A 20,082-nucleotide genomic window follows, 5' to 3' on the forward strand; every position below is an offset into this window, starting at 1 on the left:
CGTTCAAAACCAGCCACCATTTGGAATTATTTGAAATTCTGAATCCACTCAGGATAACTCATGGAGTTGTCGGAGTCTAATAAAAATGAAGGTCTTTTTCTTTCAGAAATGAAAAAATGGATTGAATCGGTCAAATTTTCCTTCATATTTTGAAAAGAACCTCCGAAAGCCTCGAAACCAAAACTTGTCCATTTTTGCAAATCATTCTCTGCCCAAATCTGGGTTAATTCGATTTGACATCCTGACTCGGGCCATTCTTCAGGTGAAATTTCAATGATATCATCTTTTAATTGGGAAAATTTCAATAAGTACCTGACCTTAAATATTTTAAGCCATTCACCCGACAACCTCAAATCGTCTTCCATGATCGATGTATTTGATTCCGAAGGTTGGAAAGACCATTTTGACCAATAGTTTATTTCTCCGGAAATTGAGTCGTGAATATATTTTTCCGGTAACCCAATCTGTGATTTCACCTCTAATTTGCCCTGCCGTTTTTTTACCCCAACCGAGGTGCAACTCGGAATGATCAGATATTCATCTGTCCTTAATTCCTCTCTTTTTATATTATTGGGAAATATTTCCCCTAAAGTATTATCGGCGAACTGATCGTTTTTTTTGTAATCCTTACCCATAAACCATTCCAAAACAAATTCCCATTCTGTATCGGGAGGAAGGAACCACCTTATCTCCGCACTTTGAAAAAGGTATGGTCTGATAGTATGTTGATTAATCATGTTTTAACCATTTTTTCGATTGCACTGATTAAAAATCTATCTGAAAACCCCGAAACAATCGCAAGTGCCAAGATAAATGCATAGTTTTTCGGTTGAAAATTCAGTATTTCCGCGGTCAGGAAAACCGTAATTACAATAGCGGATAAAGCCCCTACCATCAGCCTGGCGAAAGCAAGAACATTGCTAGAAAGCTCAGATGGAATACTTGTTCCTTTTTCATATCCAATAGCCGAGGTAAAGGAACTGAGGATAGACCCTAAAATGCCGGCAAAAACAATGGCTAGCCAAAATTTGATTGGGTTGTTGGCAAAGGCTATCCCAAAAGGATCATTTCCTTCCGCTTGGATAATAGGAACAGGTAGATACAATATCATCCAAAGAACAATGGCTAAAAATCCAATTCCCGAAAGCCAGATTAACCTGTTTTTTATAATCGATTGTTTCTGATAAACATTGTCATAATGTTCGTCAAGTAGCCTTTTGGCTTCAATAGTTCTATAAACTCCGATTAGCTTTTTTTTACTCTCCTCTATTTCTTTATTTATCTCACCTGATTCACCCTCACTTGGTTCTATTTCTTCTTTGAAATCAAGTAATTCAATGATGGAATCTCTCCTCCATTTGGATAATCCCTTTTTTTCATCCTTGGCCTCTATGAGATAAGATTTTTATTTGGAAATCAGAAGTTCAGGGGCATGTTCGGCCAATCCAAAATGCATAAAGCGATCTGCTGCTTTTAGACATCTCCAGCCTTTTTCGGTGTTATGATTTTTGGCAGCTTGTTTTGCATTCTTCAAAAGTCCTTCTGCAGGTGATTTCCATTCTACATTTTTTGAAATTCCCGAAATATCATCAGCATTGTTTTTCAGTGATTCCAATTCTTTTTCAAAGACTATTAAAGCAATCTTCAAGCGTTTTAAGGAGAAAGAATCAAAAATTCTATTCATCATTTCTGAATCATCTTTTGGCTTCGCTTCACTGTTCATATCACATCAATTAAGTGTAAACAATTGGTATTATCTCAAAGGACCACAGTTGAAACCAAACATCCAATGAAAAACCGTTAAGAATTAATCTCTCTGAGGTAATGGAGTAGTTGGATTTTCAAGAGAAAAATGCTTTCGGAATTAAAGATCAATAAGCAAAAGTCGTCAAATGAGTGGCTGAAAATGTCTTGAAAACTTTGGCCATATACTCACATTGTTGCGCATACATGCCGGGATTGTTGCAGTCAAGACCTCCCAAAGTGGCTGTGAGAACGATAAATTCAGCAGGAATCGGGATTGTAGCCACAGACATAAAAGTTTTTTCACTTGACATTAACACAGTCATATAGACATAGACCACATAGGTAAGACCATCCTGCCCCGTAATCCCTTCATTGGCTGCAGAAAGCACCCACGCGATTTTCCGGTCAGGACCAAAATCCAAGGTATAGGAATATTCTTCATCTATGGTGAATCCGCTTAGACCATACCTTTCCGCAAAATTTGTGTTGATCAGCTCTCCTACGGTTACGAGCAATTCATCAAAATCAGTTTCTGAAAAATCATCTTTCAAGCCGATATGGTAGATATTCATACCGTCATCTACTTCGGAAACCACCTGAAAAGCCTCTTCTTCATTGCTGTAAATCAATTCCTGCTCTACAGGTACAGCCAATACCACTCCGTTGTTGATGTCTTCAAAAATATTGAAACGCATCCCTTCATAATCGAGGGTTATTTTGATGTCCCCTTCCAATTCTTCTGCAAATTTCATCAGGTTTTCAGGGTCATCAGAGGTTTCGACCATTTCCATCAAAGACCTGTTTTTGGTAGGATAAAATTCAAATTCATCCGTCTCCACAGGATCAGCATAGGTTTGCTTAAACAATTCCTCCCCTAAAATTTCTGAATTCTCAGCCGTTGTCTCGATCCGTACATCCGCTGAGAAGAGCTGTGATAAGGTTTCAAAATTTGCTGGAAGTGCAGTTACAGTCGAATTTTCGAGTTCGGTGAGGTATTTTGCAGGAATGATCCAACTGACGTTACTGGCACCTTTTTCCAAACCTCCATCCCCAACACCTATGAGTCTTCCCTGCGAATCAAAAACAGGAGCACCGGAAAACCCGGGCAGAAGGCTTCCTTCAAGGTAAAGGATATTTAAATCCAAAGCAGGAAAACCTATTTTCGCTAAGGCGGCCTTGTCTTTACTTGGAATAAGGCTGTTCAGCGTTTCGGGGCTGACATCCCCTTTCCGGAGGATTCTCGAGGAGCTTCCCGGTGCTCCGCTGTTGAATCCAAAAGCATACACATCAGCTCCAAACTTAATAGGACCCACATGGAAATTGTTGATAGGAGCGACGCCAATCGGCACTGGGTCCTGTCCCGGTAGCACCTCCAACAGCACCAAATCTGCCTTTTGATATACTTTTTTTATTTTGACTTTTCTCCAGGCATTATTCAGGTACAACACTTTGATCGTTCCCGTCTTGCTCATCCCGTGAAGGGAAGTCACAACCTGGTTTGGATTTTTCCATACAAATCCGGTCAATACTTTTGACTCTTTGTCATTGATGGTCACCACAACGCGGACGAGGGAGTTTTTGATCTGATTTGGATCAAACTGTTGGCCTTGTGAATAAAAGATGGCCGACAAAACAAATAGTGAAATAAGAACTGTTCTTTTCATCATTTAAAAACTTTAATAATGGCTCCGTAGATTATTGCTCTTTCAGCTTCTGAAAACTGGCTTTGTGCATTCGAAACAAGGCTTTTCCAGTTTTCGCCCGCAGCCGAAATCTGGTTTTCTATTTCTCCAATAGCATTATTGGGATCAATGGCTTTGATCTGTTCTGTATTCGAAATTTTGTACGGCTCGGAAGAGGATGAATTACAGAAACTGTCCCGTACCATCAACAGAGACTTTCCTGTGAGTTCTTCCGGAAGGTCGGATTGAAAAGTATCTGCAAATTTTCGCCAAATGCCTTCTGTGGACCTGAATGTATTGACCATTTCAGATACAGGAGTCTCAGCAGTCATGTAATATAGGATGTCACAATCTGATGAATTGACAACGGTGGAATACAACAAACTCGCCTCTCTTTGGGCCTTGGAAGTATCGGATTTGATAAAACCCATAATCAGATTCCTAGCTTCCTCATCTGAAAACCCTATGGATTTATACTCTTCCATTTTGTCCTTGAGGGTAGGGGCAAAGGGGTTGTTGGCCCGAAGGTAAAGTCCGGCAATAATCCCAACTACCGTGAAAAGTCCAAAAGAACCTATCCTGAGACTTTTGACCGGGTCTAAATATTTCTCATTTAACCCAATTAAGACAGCAAGAAGGGAAGATACGGTGGCGATTACCCCGCTGACTACCGGGGACAAGGTGGTAGACAATAATATTCCCAACAAAAGCCCGATACCAAGCCCATTAAAAACCGCAGAAAAGGCATTCATAAAAGTCATTTTTTTGGGCTCAGCACTTTCGCCTCCTGTGACGAGTTGTGTTCCTGACTGGATGGTTTCGATGATCGAACCTACTTTTGAGTCATTTTCTTCCATAAATTTTTAATAGAAAAGGTTGGTGAAAAAAATCGATTGAAGCTTTGTCGATGAAAGACCATCTAGAATCTTTCATTTTTTTGAACGGATTTAAATCTTTGCTTGAGTTCATAATTCTAAATAGTTGGCTATGCTATTCGAATCAGATTTAAAGTTCCTTATGGTAAAGAGTTACTTTACTGAAAAAATCAGAATAAAATTTGATTATTCCTAGTCTTTAAAAAGGTATTGTTTTGTTTAATCTTTAATAGATTACATAAAAAAAGGGGATTGGCAAAATTTGTTTTGCCAATCCCCTTCTTAAAATTTGTACCTAATCTGAAATCTTCCAATAGGAGAATTATTAACAGGCTATCAGCGGACTGACCTACTATCTAGGATTTCCTTGATCACATCAGATTTTTCATCATAATTTCTATCAAAAGGCAAGGGATAGGCGGTTCTTCCTCTCATTGGCCAGTTGTTTAGCCAACTTCCTCCATCATGGATTCCCCAAAAGGTAATCCTTGTGATTTTGTCTCGATGCTTGAAAAAAAGCGCAAACAATTCCCCATATCGTTTTGCTAATTTTTCTTGGATTTCAATAGGAAGACCTTCTTTGAATGGATTGAATTTTTCATCCGACTCAAAAGTGGCATCTATGTCCGCCCCGTGCCTATTGACAGGGTTTGGAAGTACATCGATATCCAATTCGGTGAACATCACCTTAAAACCTGCTTCAGATATGGCTACGATTGAAGCTTCAATCTGTTCGATAGAAGGAGACTCAAGTCCATAATGTCCCTGCATCCCAATACCGTCTATTCTGATTCCATCGGCGCGGAGCTCTTTTGCCAATAATATTGCAGTGTTCCTTTTTTCTGGTTTCCACATGTTGTAGTCATTGTAATACAATTCTGCCTCAGGATCCATTTGGTTGGCTTTAATAAAAGCCCTTTTTATAAAGTCCTTTCCTGCCGCATTGTACCATTTGGAAGTTCTCATTTTGCCATCATCAAAAATGGCCTCATTGACGACATCCCAACCATGCACTTTTCCTTTGTACCTGCCCACCACCGCTTCAATGTGGTCTTCCATTCTTTTTAGCAATGCATCTTTCCCTAGGAGGTTTTTATCGGCATCTTCAAAAACCCAATTAGGGGTTTGGTTGTGCCATACCAAGGTGTGGCCCACTATGAAAGCGTCTAATTTTTCTCCCAATGCCACAAACTTGTCTACCGGGTCAAAATTATACTTATCAGGCTCAGGGTGAATCGGTCCCCATTTCATCATGTTTTCCCCTGTGATGCTGTTGAAATGCTTTTCTAAGACCGCAATGGCTTTAGGTTCCTGACCGTTGACTTGCCGGTTGTTCAAAGCAGCTCCGATTTTGAAGGAATCTCCAAACGCATCTTTCATTCCCACTTGGGCTTGAGATGAAAGCGAGAGGAGAAATAGACAGATTGAAAATAGGAGTATAGGTTTCATGGGTATATGCATTAAATGCCGGGCACAAAATTTCTTTTAAAGTTTACATAGTAATTCAAATCATATTTAGGTTTTTCAACCCCGGCAGGAAGTGGCATTTTTGAAAATTGCTGAAAGTAAAGCAGGCAGGAGTCTCTCCACCATTCCGCTTCAGCTACCTGGATTTTTAAAAAAGAACTGATATGCTCAAATCTTTCTCTGTCTATTTTTCCCTCCAGACCGGACCATTGTGTTTGCATCCATCTTGCTCCTTCAACCCCCTTTTGATAACGCAAAGCCATTTCTGTCCATAAGGTATTTCCTGTATTCAGTTTTTTATCCCAAGAGACCCTATGAAACCAAAGCAAATGCTCCAAAGGAATTTTGTCCGCATTTCCCCAAGTTTTTTTCCATTCAGGGGAATATTGCGCCAAGGCGTTGCTTCCTTTATCTGTGCGGTCAAACCCAATGCCGTCTACAGATGCTTTGTGATAGTAAGTAGCTGTCCAATCTTCCCTACCGCCGCCGGTCACCCAAGGCCCGGGTCCCCAATGATGGCTTCTAGCCATAATATGGTGCAATCCCAATGGGGTCATATAATTGACCAAAATTTCATAGGATTGGAGCATGATATCCTTGGAGGTATTGACAAACTCAGCATCATTAGTAAATGTCATTTTCAGCCAATCCTCGGCGATATCGTCAATATTGCTGTCAGGATTCCAAGCGAGTTTTCCAAATGCATACCAATCCGCTTGGGCCGTAGGATGCCCGGTCCAGTTTCTGTCTGTTCCTATATTCGCAACACCCGCAATACCCGTAAGCGGGTAGCCATGAAGGCTTCCGTCTATAACTTTGCTGACAGTACTCCCTTTTCCTTTGGCATAGGTATCAGATTGTATCACTTCTTGCCACATGGTAGCTAGATTTACCCAATGTGTTTCTTGGCCTAGGTATTCCTTTGTAATCTGGAATTCCATCATCAAAGGGGTTTTTGGCATGGCGCCAAAAAGCGGATGAAATGGTTCCCTAGGCTGAAAGTCAAGCGGTCCGTTTTTGACCTGCACGATCACATTATCCCTGAATTTCCCATCCAAAGGTTTGAATTCATCAAAAGCCTGCTTGATTCTGTCGGTTGGTGTCTTTTCATTGTAGACAAATGCCCGCCACATCACAATCCCGCCAAACGGCTTGACAGCATCCGCAAGCATGTTCGCCCCGTCGGCTTGGGTTCGTCCATAATTGTGCGGACCGGGCTGTCCTTCGGAATCAGCTTTGACCAAAAAGCCTCCAAAATCAGGTATGTAGGAATATATCTCTTCGGTTTTCTTTTTCCACCAAGCCTGCACCGCCGGATCCAAAGGGTCGGCAGTGGGCAAACTGTCCAATATCATCGGAGCATTGAACCTTGCCGTGAGGTAAATTTTGATACCGTATGGTCTGAATGCATCTGCAATCGCAGCTGACTTTTCCAGATATTCAGGTGTCAGGACCAAGGCATTGGCATTGACATTGGTAATCGAGGTTCCGTTGATGCCGATTGAAGCATTGGCCCGGGCATAGTCGATGTATTGCTGATCGATATGCATCGGAAGCCGGTGCCAATTCCAAATACTGAAGCCGGCATATCCTCTTTCTACTGTCCTGTTGAGGTTATCCCAATGGTTGAGAAGTCTTTTTTGGATTTTCGGATTTTCTAGAAGGTCAAGGTTTTCCAGTTTTTCCCTTGTCTGTATGGCTTTCAAAAAAGCAAAAGTGCCATACAATAGGCCAATATCTGTTTTTGCGGTGATGATGATTTTTCCCTGATAGGATTTCAGCCAATAGCCTTCTTCTTTGATTTCATCGAGTTTTGGCCCCAGTTTGCTTTTGGTGTCAGCAGGTAAGTCATCAGTTTTGAGCACCCAAGTCAAATTTGATCCGGTAGTTTTTGAAAAAACAGGATGGATATGGTGACCAAAAAAACCTTCCGAGGCGATTTCAAATTCTTTTTGGATGACCGTTTGGGTGGCAGAAGCTCCGGATAGGGTGATGTGTTCGAGATAATCCCTGTAATAATCGCTTACTGCTTTGTTTTCAAAGGGTAGATATTGTAGCCAAAGCTTATAGCCATCGTTGGCAAAGGTGTTATTTACCAAGATCAGTAGCAAAAAGAAGATTGCTGCTTTTTTGATTTTCATGGTGGATAAAATAGGTTTGATTGACTGATGAAAGGTCAAGCTAAATAATTTCGAATGAAAGAATCCTGCATTCTTGATAAGCGGAGTTCAAATTGTGCAGGATGTTTACAAAAGTTGGATTTCTTATCCTTTCGATCCTGTTTCAAATATTTTTTCTTCCGATTTGCAGATTTGTTGGATGGCATCTCTGCCCGAAAAGGCTGCCGGTGGCAATCCTCCTCCTGTGGCCACCCAATGACCTGCCATATAAAATCCCTTCAGTTGGTCAAAATGGCTTGAGATTTTGGTCTTGGTAGACCTCGGAGTGGGCAACCAGCCTTTAAAGCTACCGTTGTGATTTCCGGTCCAGTTTTCAAATGTGATAGGGGTACTGATATCCATGAAATCTACCTGATCGGAAATTCCGGGAAATTCTCGCTCCAGATTTTTGAGCAATTCTTTTTCGATCCTTGATTTTTCTTCGAGATAAGCTTCTTCTCCTTTTTGATGAAGTTTTTCCCAAAATTCAAAATCCGTGTCAATCATGGCTGTGACCAGAGTTTTTCCCTTTGGAGCAATGGTGGGATCAAAGTTGTAGATTTGAAAGGATATCCTGTCATGAAGCCAATTTCCTACCCTGAGTTTTTTGTCCAAAGGGATATTGAGCCCGATGATGGAAGAAGTGACTTTTTCAAATGTGCGGTTGAGGCCGGCAGAAAAATACAGGAGAGAGGGAAAAGTTTTTAAAGTCCTGTAGGCATCCAGTGTACTTTCATCCACATAACCCGGTTCCAGTAACTTGAACAATACCGTGTAGCCATCACAGGCAGAAACCACATAGTCAGAAAAGTGGGATACTAAATCTTCAGTTTTGATTCCAACTGCCTTATTGTTTTCAATGATGATTTTGGTGACTCTTTGTCCCAACTTCAATTTGCCCCCAAGGTCCGTATACCTTTTGGTCAGCATCTCGGTAAATTTCCCTGACCCCCCGATAGGATAACCTGCTATTTTATTTGCAGCATAACTCAATTGCAGAAGCATAAAACTCATGGACATGTCCGGTGACCATAAATTTTCAAAAGCCTTTTTCAGAATTTTCGACTGGAATTTTTTTGCAAATTCCTTGACTGTCATTTCGTTATATTTTCCCAGGGCACTTACGGCAGGCATATTATCCATAAAGATCTTGCTCCAATCCCAAGCCTGCATCAAACCAAAAGCCCGGTCCATGGTAAAATTGGCATCCGACAGAATCTTGATATTGTGGATCAATTCTCCAATCAATCTTGAATCTACCGGAGAAATAGCCAATAAATGTTGCTGAAGTTTATTGGGGTCACTATAAAAATGGATATCCTTTCCATTGATGTTTTTGCACTCCAAGAAACTTTCATGGTAATGAAAATCCATGTTTTGCAAAACTCCAAGATCAGACCACATCTTATAAAAATCTATTCCGGGTGCAGAACCGACGAGCCAATGAATGGAACCGTTGACATTGTAACCTGCTTTTTCCCAAGAAGTACAGGCTCCACCCGTCTTCTTTCCCATTTCAAAAATGGTGACATCAAATCCGTTGAGCCTTCCGTAAATTCCTGCAGCAAGACCTGCAACACCACCACCGATAATGTTGATTTTTTTTGAATCTCTCATGGTATTCTGGGTTTGGTTAAAGGAAAAAAAGTTGTGGAAGGGGAGCTTTTATAAAGTTAACCTGAATTGGGCTAAAAAAAACCAAGAGGTAAAATATTTCTCTGCTTTCAAGGTTTTTCACAGTTTATTTTCAAAAGGGGAATTCAAACAAATTTAAATTCAAAATAAACCAAGAATATAAGAACTATCCCTGCTAATGGAAGGACTTTGATTTAAATATAAAAACACTAGTCAGATTAGCCGAAAACATTATATTTGAAAATAATTCGGTCAAAAAAAGAAATTATCTTTTGCAATCGATTACGAATCATAATCATTTACAATAAACCATAACCTATGTTATTAGAACCCTTAGACCTCGCCGTATTTATCGGGTATTGCTTACTGATTGTGGGCATGGGCCTTTTCGTTTCCCGGGAAAAGGAAGGCCATATTAAAGACTCCAAAGATTACTTTTTGGCTTCGAAAGCACTGCCCTGGTGGGCTGTGGGTGCATCGCTTATAGCATCAAATATTTCCGCCGAGCAATTTATTGGCATGTCGGGTTCTGGTTTTGCCATGGGATTGGCAATATCCACCTACGAATGGATGGCAGCAGCCACACTTGTTGTGGTGGCCATATTTTTTCTACCGGTGTATTTGAAAAAAGGCATTTACACCATGCCGGGATTCTTGTTGGACAGATATGATACAAGGGTCAGGACCACCATGGCGATTTTCTGGTTGCTGTTATATGTTTTTGTTAACCTTACCTCGGTACTATACCTTGGAGCATTGAGCTTAAATACCATCCTGAATGTCCCGATGACTTACGGTATTTTAGGCTTGGCGCTTTTTTCTATGGTTTATTCGATTTATGGAGGTTTGAAAGCTGTCGCATGGACTGATGTGGTGCAGGTGGTGTTTTTGATAGCAGGAGGTTTATCTACCACCTATATAGCCCTTCAAATTGTTGGGGATGGCAGTGCTTGGGATGGTTTGGGTCTTTTGAGAAAAGAAGTTCCAGGTCACTTTTCAATGATCCTTTCCAAAGGTGAAATGATGATTTCTGATGGAAAAGGCGGGACAAGAGACGCTTATTTGGACCTTCCGGGTATCAGTGTGTTGGTAGGAGGGATGTGGATTACCAACCTGAGTTATTGGGGATTCAACCAATACATTACCCAAAGGGCTTTGGCCGCTAAGAATCTTGATGAAGCCCAAAAGGGGATGATTTTTGCAGGGTTTTTGAAACTTTTGATGCCATTGATAGTCGTTATCCCCGGAATTGCAGCTTGGGTGATTGTAAAAAATGATATTGATCCGGGTTTTATTGCATCTATGAATGATCCTGTGACAGGATTGATCAAGTCAGACAGGGCATATCCTACCTTGCTTCAGATTTTGCCAACAGGTTTAAAGGGGTTGGCGTTTGCGGCCTTGACTGCAGCGATTGTATCTTCCTTGGCCTCCATGGCCAACAGTACTTCTACGATCTTCACGATGGATATCTACAAACAATACATTGACAAAGATGCATCCGAGACCAAGCAAGTGAGGGTAGGAAGATTGTCAGCTTTGATCGCGTTTGTTGTTGCTGCTATCGTAGCTCCGGCTTTGGGGTCATTGGATCAGGCTTTTCAGTTTATCCAAGAATATACAGGTTTCGTTTCTCCGGGTGTTTTTGCCATCTTCTTCTTCGGGGTGTTCTGGAAAAAAACCACTTCCAATGCTGCGTTGACTGCTGCGATTTTGACAATTCCATTGTCTACAGTTTTGAAATTCAGTTTACCAAACCTTCCATTCCTTGACAGGATGGGTGTCGTGTTCTTGGTTATTTCCGCGTTGATTATTTTGATCAGTTTGTATGAAGGCAAAGGAAAAGACCATCCAAATAGCATTGAAATCAATAGAGAGCTTTTCAAGACAAGCACTACATTCAAAATCGGAGCTATCCTTATTTCAGGTATTACAGCCGCCCTTTACATTATATTCTGGTAGAATTAATCAAGCATGAGAAGATTATTAATTGGATATGATATCGGGAGTTCTTCGGTAAAAGCTACCCTTTTGGATGCTGATACCGGAAAAGTTGTAGCGACAGAAGGCTTGCCAAAAGTGGAAATGACCATCTCAGCCCCTCAAAAAGACTGGGCGGAACAGGATCCTGACATGTGGTGGAAGTATATCATAGATACCACGCATGCCATCGTCAAAAAGGGAAATATCCTGTCAGGCGAACTGAATGCCATAGGGATTTCCTATCAGATGCATGGATTGGTTTGTGTTGATAAAAACGGAAAAGTTATCCGTCCTTCCATCATTTGGTGTGACAGCCGGGCTGTTGGGATAGGAAACAAAGCTTTTCAGGAATTGGGAGAAGAATATTGCCTTCCCCATTTGTTGAATTCTCCGGGAAATTTTACGGCATCCAAGCTGAAGTGGGTCAAGGAAAACGAACCTGACCTTTATGCCCGCATCCATAAAATCATGCTTCCCGGTGATTACATCGCCATGAAGCTTTCCGGTGAAATCAAAACTTCGGAGACAGGTCTTTCAGAAGGGATTTTCTGGGATTTTAAGTCAAATGGATTGTCCAAAAAGCTATTGGAATACTACGGAATCGATGAATCACTGATCGCAGATGTAGTGCCTTCTTTCTCCTTTCAGGGAAAGGTGAATTCCGAAGCTGCGGAAATTTTGGGAATAGAAGCCGGTGTTCCGATTACATACCGTGCCGGGGACCAACCCAACAATGCTTTTTCCCTCAATGTATTGGAAGAAGGAGAATTGGCTACTACAGCAGGTACAAGTGGGACAGTTTATGGAGTAAGTACACGAGCGGTATATGACCCGAAATCAAGAGTAAATACCTTTGTCCATGTCAACCACAAGCAGGAAGATCCAAAATATGGTGTTTTGCTTTGTGTCAACGGAACAGGGATTTTGAATTCCTGGCTCAAAAAACTCTTGGGAGGTGAAAGCATTTCCTATCCTGAAATGAATGACTTGGCAGCCCAGGTTCCGATAGGTTCTGAAGGCTTGAAGTTTATCCCATTTGGAAACGGTGTGGAAAGGATCATGGAAAACAAATCCGTGGACGCGCATCTTTCAGGCATCAATCTTCTCAAGCATGACAGGAGACATGTTCTCCGGGCAGGGCAGGAAGGGATAGTAGCTTCGCTGACTTATGGTTTTAGCATCATGAAAGACATGGGCCTAAATCTCGACACTGTCAAAGCAGGAAGAGCAAATATGTTTTTGAGTCCATTGTTCAGAGAGGCTTTTGTGAACATGAACGGCGTCACTCTTGAGTTGTATGACACTGATGGCTCTCAGGGAGCAGCACGGGGAGCAGGGATCGGTGCAGGAATTTACGCCTCTCCAAAAGAAGCGTTTCAGGGCCTTGAAAAATTAGCATCAAAAGAACCTGACCCTTCTTTGGTCAGTGCCTATAAGGAAGTCTACGAAAGTTGGTTGGAGGCATTGAAAAAAGTGCAGTGATCGGTTTTTGTAGTTTACAGTAAACAGTTTACAGTGGACAGTTTACAGTTGTCAATGGATAGTTTACAGTGTGCAGTCGCAGCGTTTATTAATTCATACCAGTTATTGAATACTGCTTACTGATCACTGAATACTGCTTACTGAACACTGCTTACTCAAATCTCACGTCTCAAATCTCATATCTCAAATCTAAAAATAACCTATAAATACCATGTCAAAAACCTATTTTCCAAACATCGACAAAATCAAGTTTGAAGGAAAAGGCTCCAAAAATCCATTTGCTTTCAAATATTATGATGAAAATAAAATTGTAGGGGGAAAGACCCTCAAAGAACACTTCAAGTTTTCAATTGCCTATTGGCATACCTTCTGTGCCACCGGTGCAGATCCTTTTGGACCGGGAACGATGGTGAGACCTTGGGATGCCAATGCAGATGCAGTCCAAAGAGCCAAAGACAAGATGGATGCGGCTTTTGAATTCATCACCAAAATCGGCGCTCCCTATTATTGCTTCCATGACATTGACCTCATAGACGAAGGAAATTCTCTTTCCGAATACGAAAGCAGAATGCAGATCATCACAGATTATGCCAAGCAAAAGCAAGCAGAAACCGGGGTGAAATTGCTTTGGGGAACAGCCAATGTATTCTCCAATCCACGCTATATGAACGGTGCTTCTACCAATCCCGACTTCAATGTCGTGACTTGGGCGGGAACTCAGGTGAAAAATGCGATCGATGCCACCATCAAATTAGGCGGAGAAAATTATGTATTCTGGGGAGGAAGAGAAGGTTATATGTCTCTTTTGAATACCGATATGAAACGCGAAACCGAGCACCTTGGCAGATTTTTGACCATGGCTAGGGATTATGCAAGAAAGAACGGATTCAAAGGAACGTTCTTTATCGAGCCAAAGCCGATGGAACCTACCAAACACCAATATGACTATGATTCCGCCACAGTGATCGGTTTCTTGAGACATTTTGGATTGGATAAGGATTTCAAATTGAATATCGAAGTCAACCATGCGACATTGGCGGGCCATACTTTCCAACATGAATTGCAGGTAGCAGCTGATGCAGGGATGTTGGGGTCCATCGATGCCAACAGAGGAGATGCGCAAAACGGATGGGATACCGACCAATTTGCTATCAACCTTCAGGAATTGACTGAGGCTATGTTGGTGATCCTTCAAGGCGGAGGATTAAAAGGTGGAGGGGTGAACTTTGATGCGAAAGTAAGAAGAAATTCCACAGACCTTGAAGATCTGTTCTTGGCACATATTGGCTCTATGGATGCTTTCGCGAGAGGCATGTTGATCGCCAATGACATCTTAGAAAACTCAGCTTACCTTGATCTGAGAAAGCAGCGTTATGCTTCTTTTGATGCAGGAAAAGGAAAAGAATTCGAAGAAGGAAAGCTGACTTTGGAGGATTTGAGAAGCTTGGCAGTTGCCAACGGCGAACCAAAACAAACAAGCGGCAAGCAGGAATTGTACGAAAATATCCTGAATGAATTCATTTAGGATTTAACGAAACATACATGGAGAAACCGTCTGGTGTGAACTAGACGGTTTTTTTGTTTGGTGCTAGGCTTATCCCGCTTCGGGGCTGCTTGTCGAAGGGTTAAAATATGTGAATTTCACTTAAGATTTCGGTAATTGAGATTCTCGAACTTATGAGACCCGTGACCGAAATACCAAAAAAACCGCCATTCTACCCATGGGCTGCGGTGCATGTAGATTTGAGAAAATATAAAACTAGGTTTAGCACCTTACCCATGGCTACAAATATTTTGCCCCGATGGGGCTTTTGGTCCAAGGAAGCCCCACTTCGGGGCTGTTGGTCGAAGGAGACCCGAGAATAGTAATTTCAATGGTTTGTTAATAGGGAATCTCACACTTCAGGAAAATCCTTTATTGGAACACCTGTGGGGAGGAGGAAATTTTTCCGGGCCGGCGGTGGCACTGCGCAGTGGAGGATTAAAATTTCTTGCCTTTTTTGGTTACTTTTTGTGGTAAGACAAAAAGTGACACGAGAAAAGATCGTCAAGATTTAGTCAAATAATTGAAAAAGAGAAAGACGACCTTCCAAATTAATTGAACCTTCCCTGTTTTTGGTGCGAAGCCAATTCCTGGCTTTCCCTTTTTGCTCCCAAAAACTAACGACATCCATTTTCTAAAACCCCGAGCTGCGGTGCAAGGAAATTGGTTTGGGTATAAAAATCAGAGAAGCACCTTGCACGGGGCTAATATTATTCAGCCCGCTTCGGGGCTATTGGTCGAAGGAGACCCGAGAATAGTAATTTCAATGGTTTGTTAATAGGGAATCTCACACTTCAGGAAAATCCTTTATTGGAACACCTGTGGGGAGGAGGAAATTTTTCCGGGCCGGCGGTGGCACTGCGCAGGGGAGGATTAAAATTTCTTGCCTTTTTTGGTTACTTTTTGTTTCAAGACAAAAAGTGACACGAGAAAAGATCGTCGAGATTTGGTCAAATAATTGAAAAAGAGAAAGGCGACCTTCCAAATTAATTGAACCTTCCCTGTTTTTGGTGTGAAGCCAATTCCTGACTTTCCCTTTTTGCTCCCAAAAACTAACGACATCCATTTTCTATAACCCCGAGCTGCGGTGCAAGGAAATTGGTTTGGGTATAAAAATCAGAGAAGCACCTTGCACGGGGTTAATATTATTCAGCCCGCTTCGGGGCTGTTGTTGGTCGAAGGAGCCAAAATCAGGAGATTTCACTTAAGATTTCGGTAATTGAGATTCTCGAACTTATGAGACCCGTGACCGAAATACCAAAAAAACCGCCATTCTACCCATGGGCTGCGGTGCATGGAGATTTGAGAAAATATAAAACTAGGTTTAGCACCTTACCCATGGCTACAAATATTTTGCCCCGATGGGGCTTTTGGTCGAAGGATCAAAATGCTTAAGCTTCTCCTCCAGCTGTAGAAACAATCAACACCTTTTTGTTTAGTAGAATTTGTTATTCAAATTATCAGGAATTACCTTTCGAATAGGGCTTTGACATTTCAGGCCAATTACAAATTGGAAAAGAAAAAAAGGGTGAAATTTCAACTAACCAGTCATAGTTTCCAACGTTTGACTAGGCTCAAAAAGGGTGTGAAAACAGTTGAATCAGACTTCAAAGGAACATATTATTTACGTTCAAAACCTATGTCTACTGTTTAGGAATATGTTTCAATTTTTACTGCGATATTAGAAATTATGAGAAACTTTATAGTAATGTTAGTATTTCCTATTCTTTCTATTTCATGCAAAGCTCAGGAAATGCAAAAGGCAGACTTAAATGGGACAGAGTGGGAGTGTAAAATAGCCTAAGATTGCACCAATACTTATAAGTTTATAACTGACAGCACGTTTAAGTTTTTCAGTTGTGAAATGGAGGAGGAGTATTTTGGAGATTACTATTTTAAAGATGGATTTTTAATGCTTGACGAAATAGAAAGTATTAATGATAAAAATCTTCCTAAGACTTCTCCACATAGTGCGGAAAGAAAATTATACAAAGTGGTTATTGAGGAGAATAAATTAAAACACTTATCAATGAGTAATTGGATAAATGGTAAATGGGTTCAGTCAGAATTTAAGTTTGATGAAAATTATATTTATGTCAGAAAATGAAAGGGTGATATTCCAAGTTAGTTTTTAAATGAAATGGAAAAATCAGGAGTTATAATGGGGATTTTGTTTTATAGAGTCTCTACTTTCTTCAGAAAAATTCCTTTACACTTCTTCCCTCAGCTTGGCATAATTTGAAATTACTCCTTTTTCTGATTAAGAATTTATAATTCAAGTTTCCGATAATTACCTTTCGATTAGGGCTTTTCAATTTCAGCCTTAAAAAAATCAAATCAAGCATAAATGAAAATACCGTCAAGAATCACTTGACGGTGTTTTTTTGTCTCAAATCTCAAATCTCTCGTCTCAGATCTCCATTACTTCCTCAAAGGCTCGATGGTCTGTATCGTCCCATCTTCATTGTGGACCAATTCGGTCATTTTGATATTCCGCAGGTGGGTTTTGTTGGTCAATTCGGTATCGTGGTAGAAAATGTACCACTTGCCTTCAAACTCCACTATGGAATGGTGGTTGGTCCATCCCTGAACAGGATTCAGAACCACTCCTTGGTAGGTAAAAGGTCCATAAGGATTGTCCCCTATGGCATAGGCAATATTGTGGGTATCTCCGGTAGAATAAGAAAAGTAATACTTTCCATTGTACTTGTGCATCCAGGCCGCTTCAAAAAACCTTCTCACACTGTCTCCAGCCAAGATTGGATTGCCCAATGAATCCAGGATATTTACATCCTTTGGGGCTTCAGCCATTTGCAACATATCTGAACTCAATTTTGCCATTTTCGGCATCAAGGAAGGTTCGTTTTTTGCAGGGATTCCATCAGTAGGGCCGGGACCCACAGGGGTATGTTTGTTGTTTCTGTACTGCTGCAACTGTCCTCCCCAAATTCCCCCAAAGTATAGGTAATAACTGCCATCTTCATCTTTGAACACAGTAGGATCCATGCTGTAGCTTCCTTTGATAGCTTCGGGTTCGGCTTTAAATGGTCCGGCAGGATTATCCGCTACCGCTACTCCAATTCTGAAAATATCATCCTTATCCTTTGCGGGGAAATAGAGGTAGAATTTACCGTCCTTTTCAGCCGCATCTGGTGCCCACATTTGTCTTTTGGCCCAAGGCACATCTGCCACATCCAATACTTTGCCGTGGTCGGTAATTTGGCCACCGGGCTTGTCCATGGAAAAAACATGGTAATCCGTCATATTAAAATGGGCACCCATATCATCTTCCACCACTTCGGATTCGACATCATGTGAAGGATAAATGTAGATTTTTCCTTCAAATACATGGGCTGATGGATCTGCTGTAAATATTTCAGTTACCAAAGGAGCATTGAGATATTTGGATGGTTCTGGCGCTACGACGACTTTTTCCTCAGTTTTGGGTGAACAGGATAACCCCAAAAAGGATATTACAGCTGCTGTCGTAAAGGTTTTTACAAAGTGTTTTTTCATAGGTTATAGGTTTTTTGTTCCTTAAAAATAGGGATAACCCTTGATATTTCTTGATGATTTCCCATTATTTCAGGTATCTTGATTGGAAGATCGAGATCGCTGAGGTTCATATTGCTGAGGAGGTTTCCAGTTCAGATTGGGTTCTTCGGGGAAAAGTGTATGAAAAGAAATGGTCGTTGGTCCGTTTGGGTAAAAAGAGGTTTGAAAAAAGGACCGCTGAAACTTACCTTAGGGACAAAAGGCGGCGTGGATGTCGGCCTTGAGATAAAGTCAGTAATTTTAGGAAGAGGTGATTGAAAAAACCAAAAGATGCTATGATTAAAATATTTGCCTTGTTGTTTGTAGGCTTGATGGTCACGGAAGTCGCCGCCAAGATGGACAGCCTTGGGTCCAAACAGGAAAAAGGAAGACCGAATATCATCTTTATCATGTCGGATGACCATGCCTATCAGGCCATCAGTGCCTACGATGACAGGCTGATCCAGACCCCAAATATTGACAGGATTGCCAAAAACGGAATGCTTTTTTCCAATGCCTGCGTCACCAATTCCATCTGCGCGCCTTCCCGCGCAACGATTTTGACAGGGAAGCATTCCCATCTAAACGGCAAAACTGACAACCATTTCCCCTTTGATACGACCATGGTCACTTTTCCCCAACTGCTAAAAGCCAATGGGTATCAGACTGCTATGTTCGGGAAACTGCATTTTGGCAACAATCCAAAGGGCTTTGATCAGTTCAAGATTTTGCCTGGACAGGGGGTTTACTACAATCCGACTTTTATTACCAAAAACGAAGGTACCATCGAGGTAGAGGGCTATGTCACTGACCTGATTACAGACTTTACTTTGGATTGGCTGGAGAATGAAAGGAAGGAGGAAGAGCCGTTTTTTTTGATGTATCTCCACAAGGCCCCTCATCGGGAGTGGCTGCCTGCCGAGCGCCATCTCGAGGAATTCTCCAAAAGAACATTTCCTGAACCGGCCACCCTTTTTGATGATTATTCGGGAAGAGGTTCTGCGGCAAAAGAGGCTGAAATGAATCTTTTGACCCATATGAATTGGTCAGGGGATTCCAAACTGTACCCGGAAGTGATGGATCAGTTGGGGATTCCGGATGCGTCAGGTTGGGATAAAGGAGCTTTTCAAAGAGAGGTGGGACGGATGAATGCGGAGCAGCGCGCCAATTGGGACAAGGTATATGGCCCAATGAATGATTCATTTGTCAAATCATATCCCTCTATGAATGAGGTAGATAAAATGAAGTGGCGGTATCAAAGGTACATGCAGGATTACCTTGGTACCATAGCCGCTGTCGACGAAAATGTCGGAAGGGTTTTGGACTACCTTGAGGAGAATGGTTTGATGGAAAACACCATCATCGTCTATACTTCGGATCAGGGTTTTTATCTCGGCGAACATGGTTGGTTTGACAAGCGCTTCGTCTATGACGAGTCCTTCAAGACCCCACTGATGATCTCATGGCCTGGAAAAATCCAGCCGGGAAGCAAGTCTGATGAGATGGTTCAGAACCTGGATTTTGCACAGACTTTTCTCGAAGCAGCCAACATCGAAGCACCATCAGACATGCAGGGAGAAAGTCTGATGCCTTTGCTGACAGGGCAGTCGGATAAGTGGGACAGGGATGCCGTGTACTACCATTATTACGAGTACCCCTCTATCCACATGGTCAAAAGGCATTACGCCATTGTGACCAAGGAGTATAAGTTGATCCATTTTTATTATGATGTGGATGAATGGGAATTGTATGATCGTAAAAATGACCCTAAAGAAATGAAAAACGTCTACGACGATCCTGCATACGCCTCTGTAAAAAAGAAACTTCATGGGGAATTGGAAGGACTTCGGACAAAATACGGAGACTCTTCCCAAATCAGCCAAGATCTACTCGAAAGATACCTCAAAGAGGTAAAGGATACCCAAGGTTCTTTTGTCCGATCATATAAAAAAGTGGGGAATGAATAATTTTAATCC

Annotated in this window: 14 protein-coding genes; 5 read left to right on the forward strand and 9 right to left on the reverse strand. The window is 41.5% G+C overall.

Annotated elements, in window-relative coordinates; all coding sequences use genetic code 11:
* Positions 1–26: 26 nt before the first annotated feature.
* The 8 genes from DQW11_RS13275 to DQW11_RS13310 form a co-directional block, all read right to left on the reverse strand.
* On the reverse strand, positions 27–737 hold the full coding sequence (locus DQW11_RS13275) for a hypothetical protein (RefSeq protein WP_113924553.1): 711 nt from the start codon (positions 735–737) through the stop codon (positions 27–29).
* Positions 734–1,111 (reverse strand): hypothetical protein, encoded by a 378-nt coding sequence (locus DQW11_RS13280; protein WP_113924554.1) that lies wholly within the window; start codon positions 1,109–1,111, stop codon positions 734–736. Before DQW11_RS13280 ends, DQW11_RS13275 begins: the two co-directional genes overlap by 4 nt.
* A gap of 294 nt (positions 1,112–1,405) precedes the next feature.
* Positions 1,406–1,723, reverse strand: a complete 318-nt coding sequence (locus DQW11_RS13285) for a hypothetical protein (protein ID WP_113924555.1) — start codon at positions 1,721–1,723, stop codon at positions 1,406–1,408.
* A 148-nt stretch (positions 1,724–1,871) separates the two neighbouring features.
* Positions 1,872–3,413 (reverse strand): S1 family peptidase, encoded by a 1,542-nt coding sequence (locus DQW11_RS13290; RefSeq protein WP_113924556.1) that lies wholly within the window; start codon positions 3,411–3,413, stop codon positions 1,872–1,874.
* Positions 3,410–4,285: a hypothetical protein gene (locus DQW11_RS13295; RefSeq protein ID WP_113924557.1), complete on the reverse strand. Its 876-nt coding sequence runs from the start codon at positions 4,283–4,285 to the stop codon at positions 3,410–3,412. Before DQW11_RS13295 ends, DQW11_RS13290 begins: the two co-directional genes overlap by 4 nt.
* A 354-nt stretch (positions 4,286–4,639) precedes the next feature.
* On the reverse strand, positions 4,640–5,752 hold the full coding sequence (locus tag DQW11_RS13300; RefSeq protein ID WP_113924558.1) for an endo-1,4-beta-xylanase: 1,113 nt from the start codon (positions 5,750–5,752) through the stop codon (positions 4,640–4,642).
* 11 nt (positions 5,753–5,763) lie between these two features.
* Positions 5,764–7,911 carry an alpha-glucuronidase family glycosyl hydrolase gene (locus tag DQW11_RS13305; protein WP_113924559.1) on the reverse strand — a complete coding sequence of 716 codons (2,148 nt, stop codon included), beginning with the start codon at positions 7,909–7,911 and terminating at the stop codon, positions 5,764–5,766.
* A 123-nt stretch (positions 7,912–8,034) separates the two neighbouring features.
* The gene (locus DQW11_RS13310; protein WP_113924560.1) at positions 8,035–9,546 is read right to left on the reverse strand and encodes a phytoene desaturase family protein; all 1,512 of its coding nucleotides are present in this window, start codon (positions 9,544–9,546) and stop codon (positions 8,035–8,037) included.
* A 336-nt stretch (positions 9,547–9,882) separates the two neighbouring features.
* On the opposite strand from DQW11_RS13310, the gene DQW11_RS13315 reads away from it, so the two are divergent.
* The 4 genes from DQW11_RS13315 (at position 9,883) to DQW11_RS22390 (ending at position 16,679) form a co-directional block, all read left to right on the forward strand.
* Positions 9,883–11,526, forward strand: a complete 1,644-nt coding sequence (locus DQW11_RS13315; protein WP_113924561.1) for a sodium/sugar symporter — start codon at positions 9,883–9,885, stop codon at positions 11,524–11,526.
* Between the two features lie 12 nt (positions 11,527–11,538).
* Positions 11,539–13,029 (forward strand): xylulokinase, encoded by a 1,491-nt coding sequence (locus tag DQW11_RS13320; RefSeq protein ID WP_113924562.1) that lies wholly within the window; start codon positions 11,539–11,541, stop codon positions 13,027–13,029.
* A gap of 211 nt (positions 13,030–13,240) precedes the next feature.
* Complete coding sequence (gene xylA / locus DQW11_RS13325; RefSeq protein ID WP_113924563.1) at positions 13,241–14,554, forward strand: xylose isomerase; 1,314 nt, start codon at positions 13,241–13,243, stop codon at positions 14,552–14,554.
* Between the two features lie 1,882 nt (positions 14,555–16,436).
* Positions 16,437–16,679: a hypothetical protein gene (locus DQW11_RS22390; protein ID WP_198669897.1), complete on the forward strand. Its 243-nt coding sequence runs from the start codon at positions 16,437–16,439 to the stop codon at positions 16,677–16,679.
* 314 nt (positions 16,680–16,993) lie between these two features.
* On the opposite strand, the gene DQW11_RS13340 is transcribed toward DQW11_RS22390, so the two are convergent.
* On the reverse strand, positions 16,994–18,088 hold the full coding sequence (locus DQW11_RS13340) for a glycoside hydrolase family 43 protein (RefSeq protein WP_113924565.1): 1,095 nt from the start codon (positions 18,086–18,088) through the stop codon (positions 16,994–16,996).
* 350 nt (positions 18,089–18,438) lie between these two features.
* On the opposite strand from DQW11_RS13340, the gene DQW11_RS13350 reads away from it, so the two are divergent.
* Entirely contained in the window at positions 18,439–20,073 is a 1,635-nt protein-coding gene (locus tag DQW11_RS13350; protein ID WP_232826765.1) for a sulfatase family protein, read from the forward strand.
* The last annotated feature ends 9 nt before the right edge of the window (positions 20,074–20,082 follow it).

The organism is Cognataquiflexum aquatile (assembly GCF_003316845.1).
In the GTDB taxonomy this organism is placed as follows: domain Bacteria; phylum Bacteroidota; class Bacteroidia; order Cytophagales; family Cyclobacteriaceae; genus Cognataquiflexum; species Cognataquiflexum aquatile.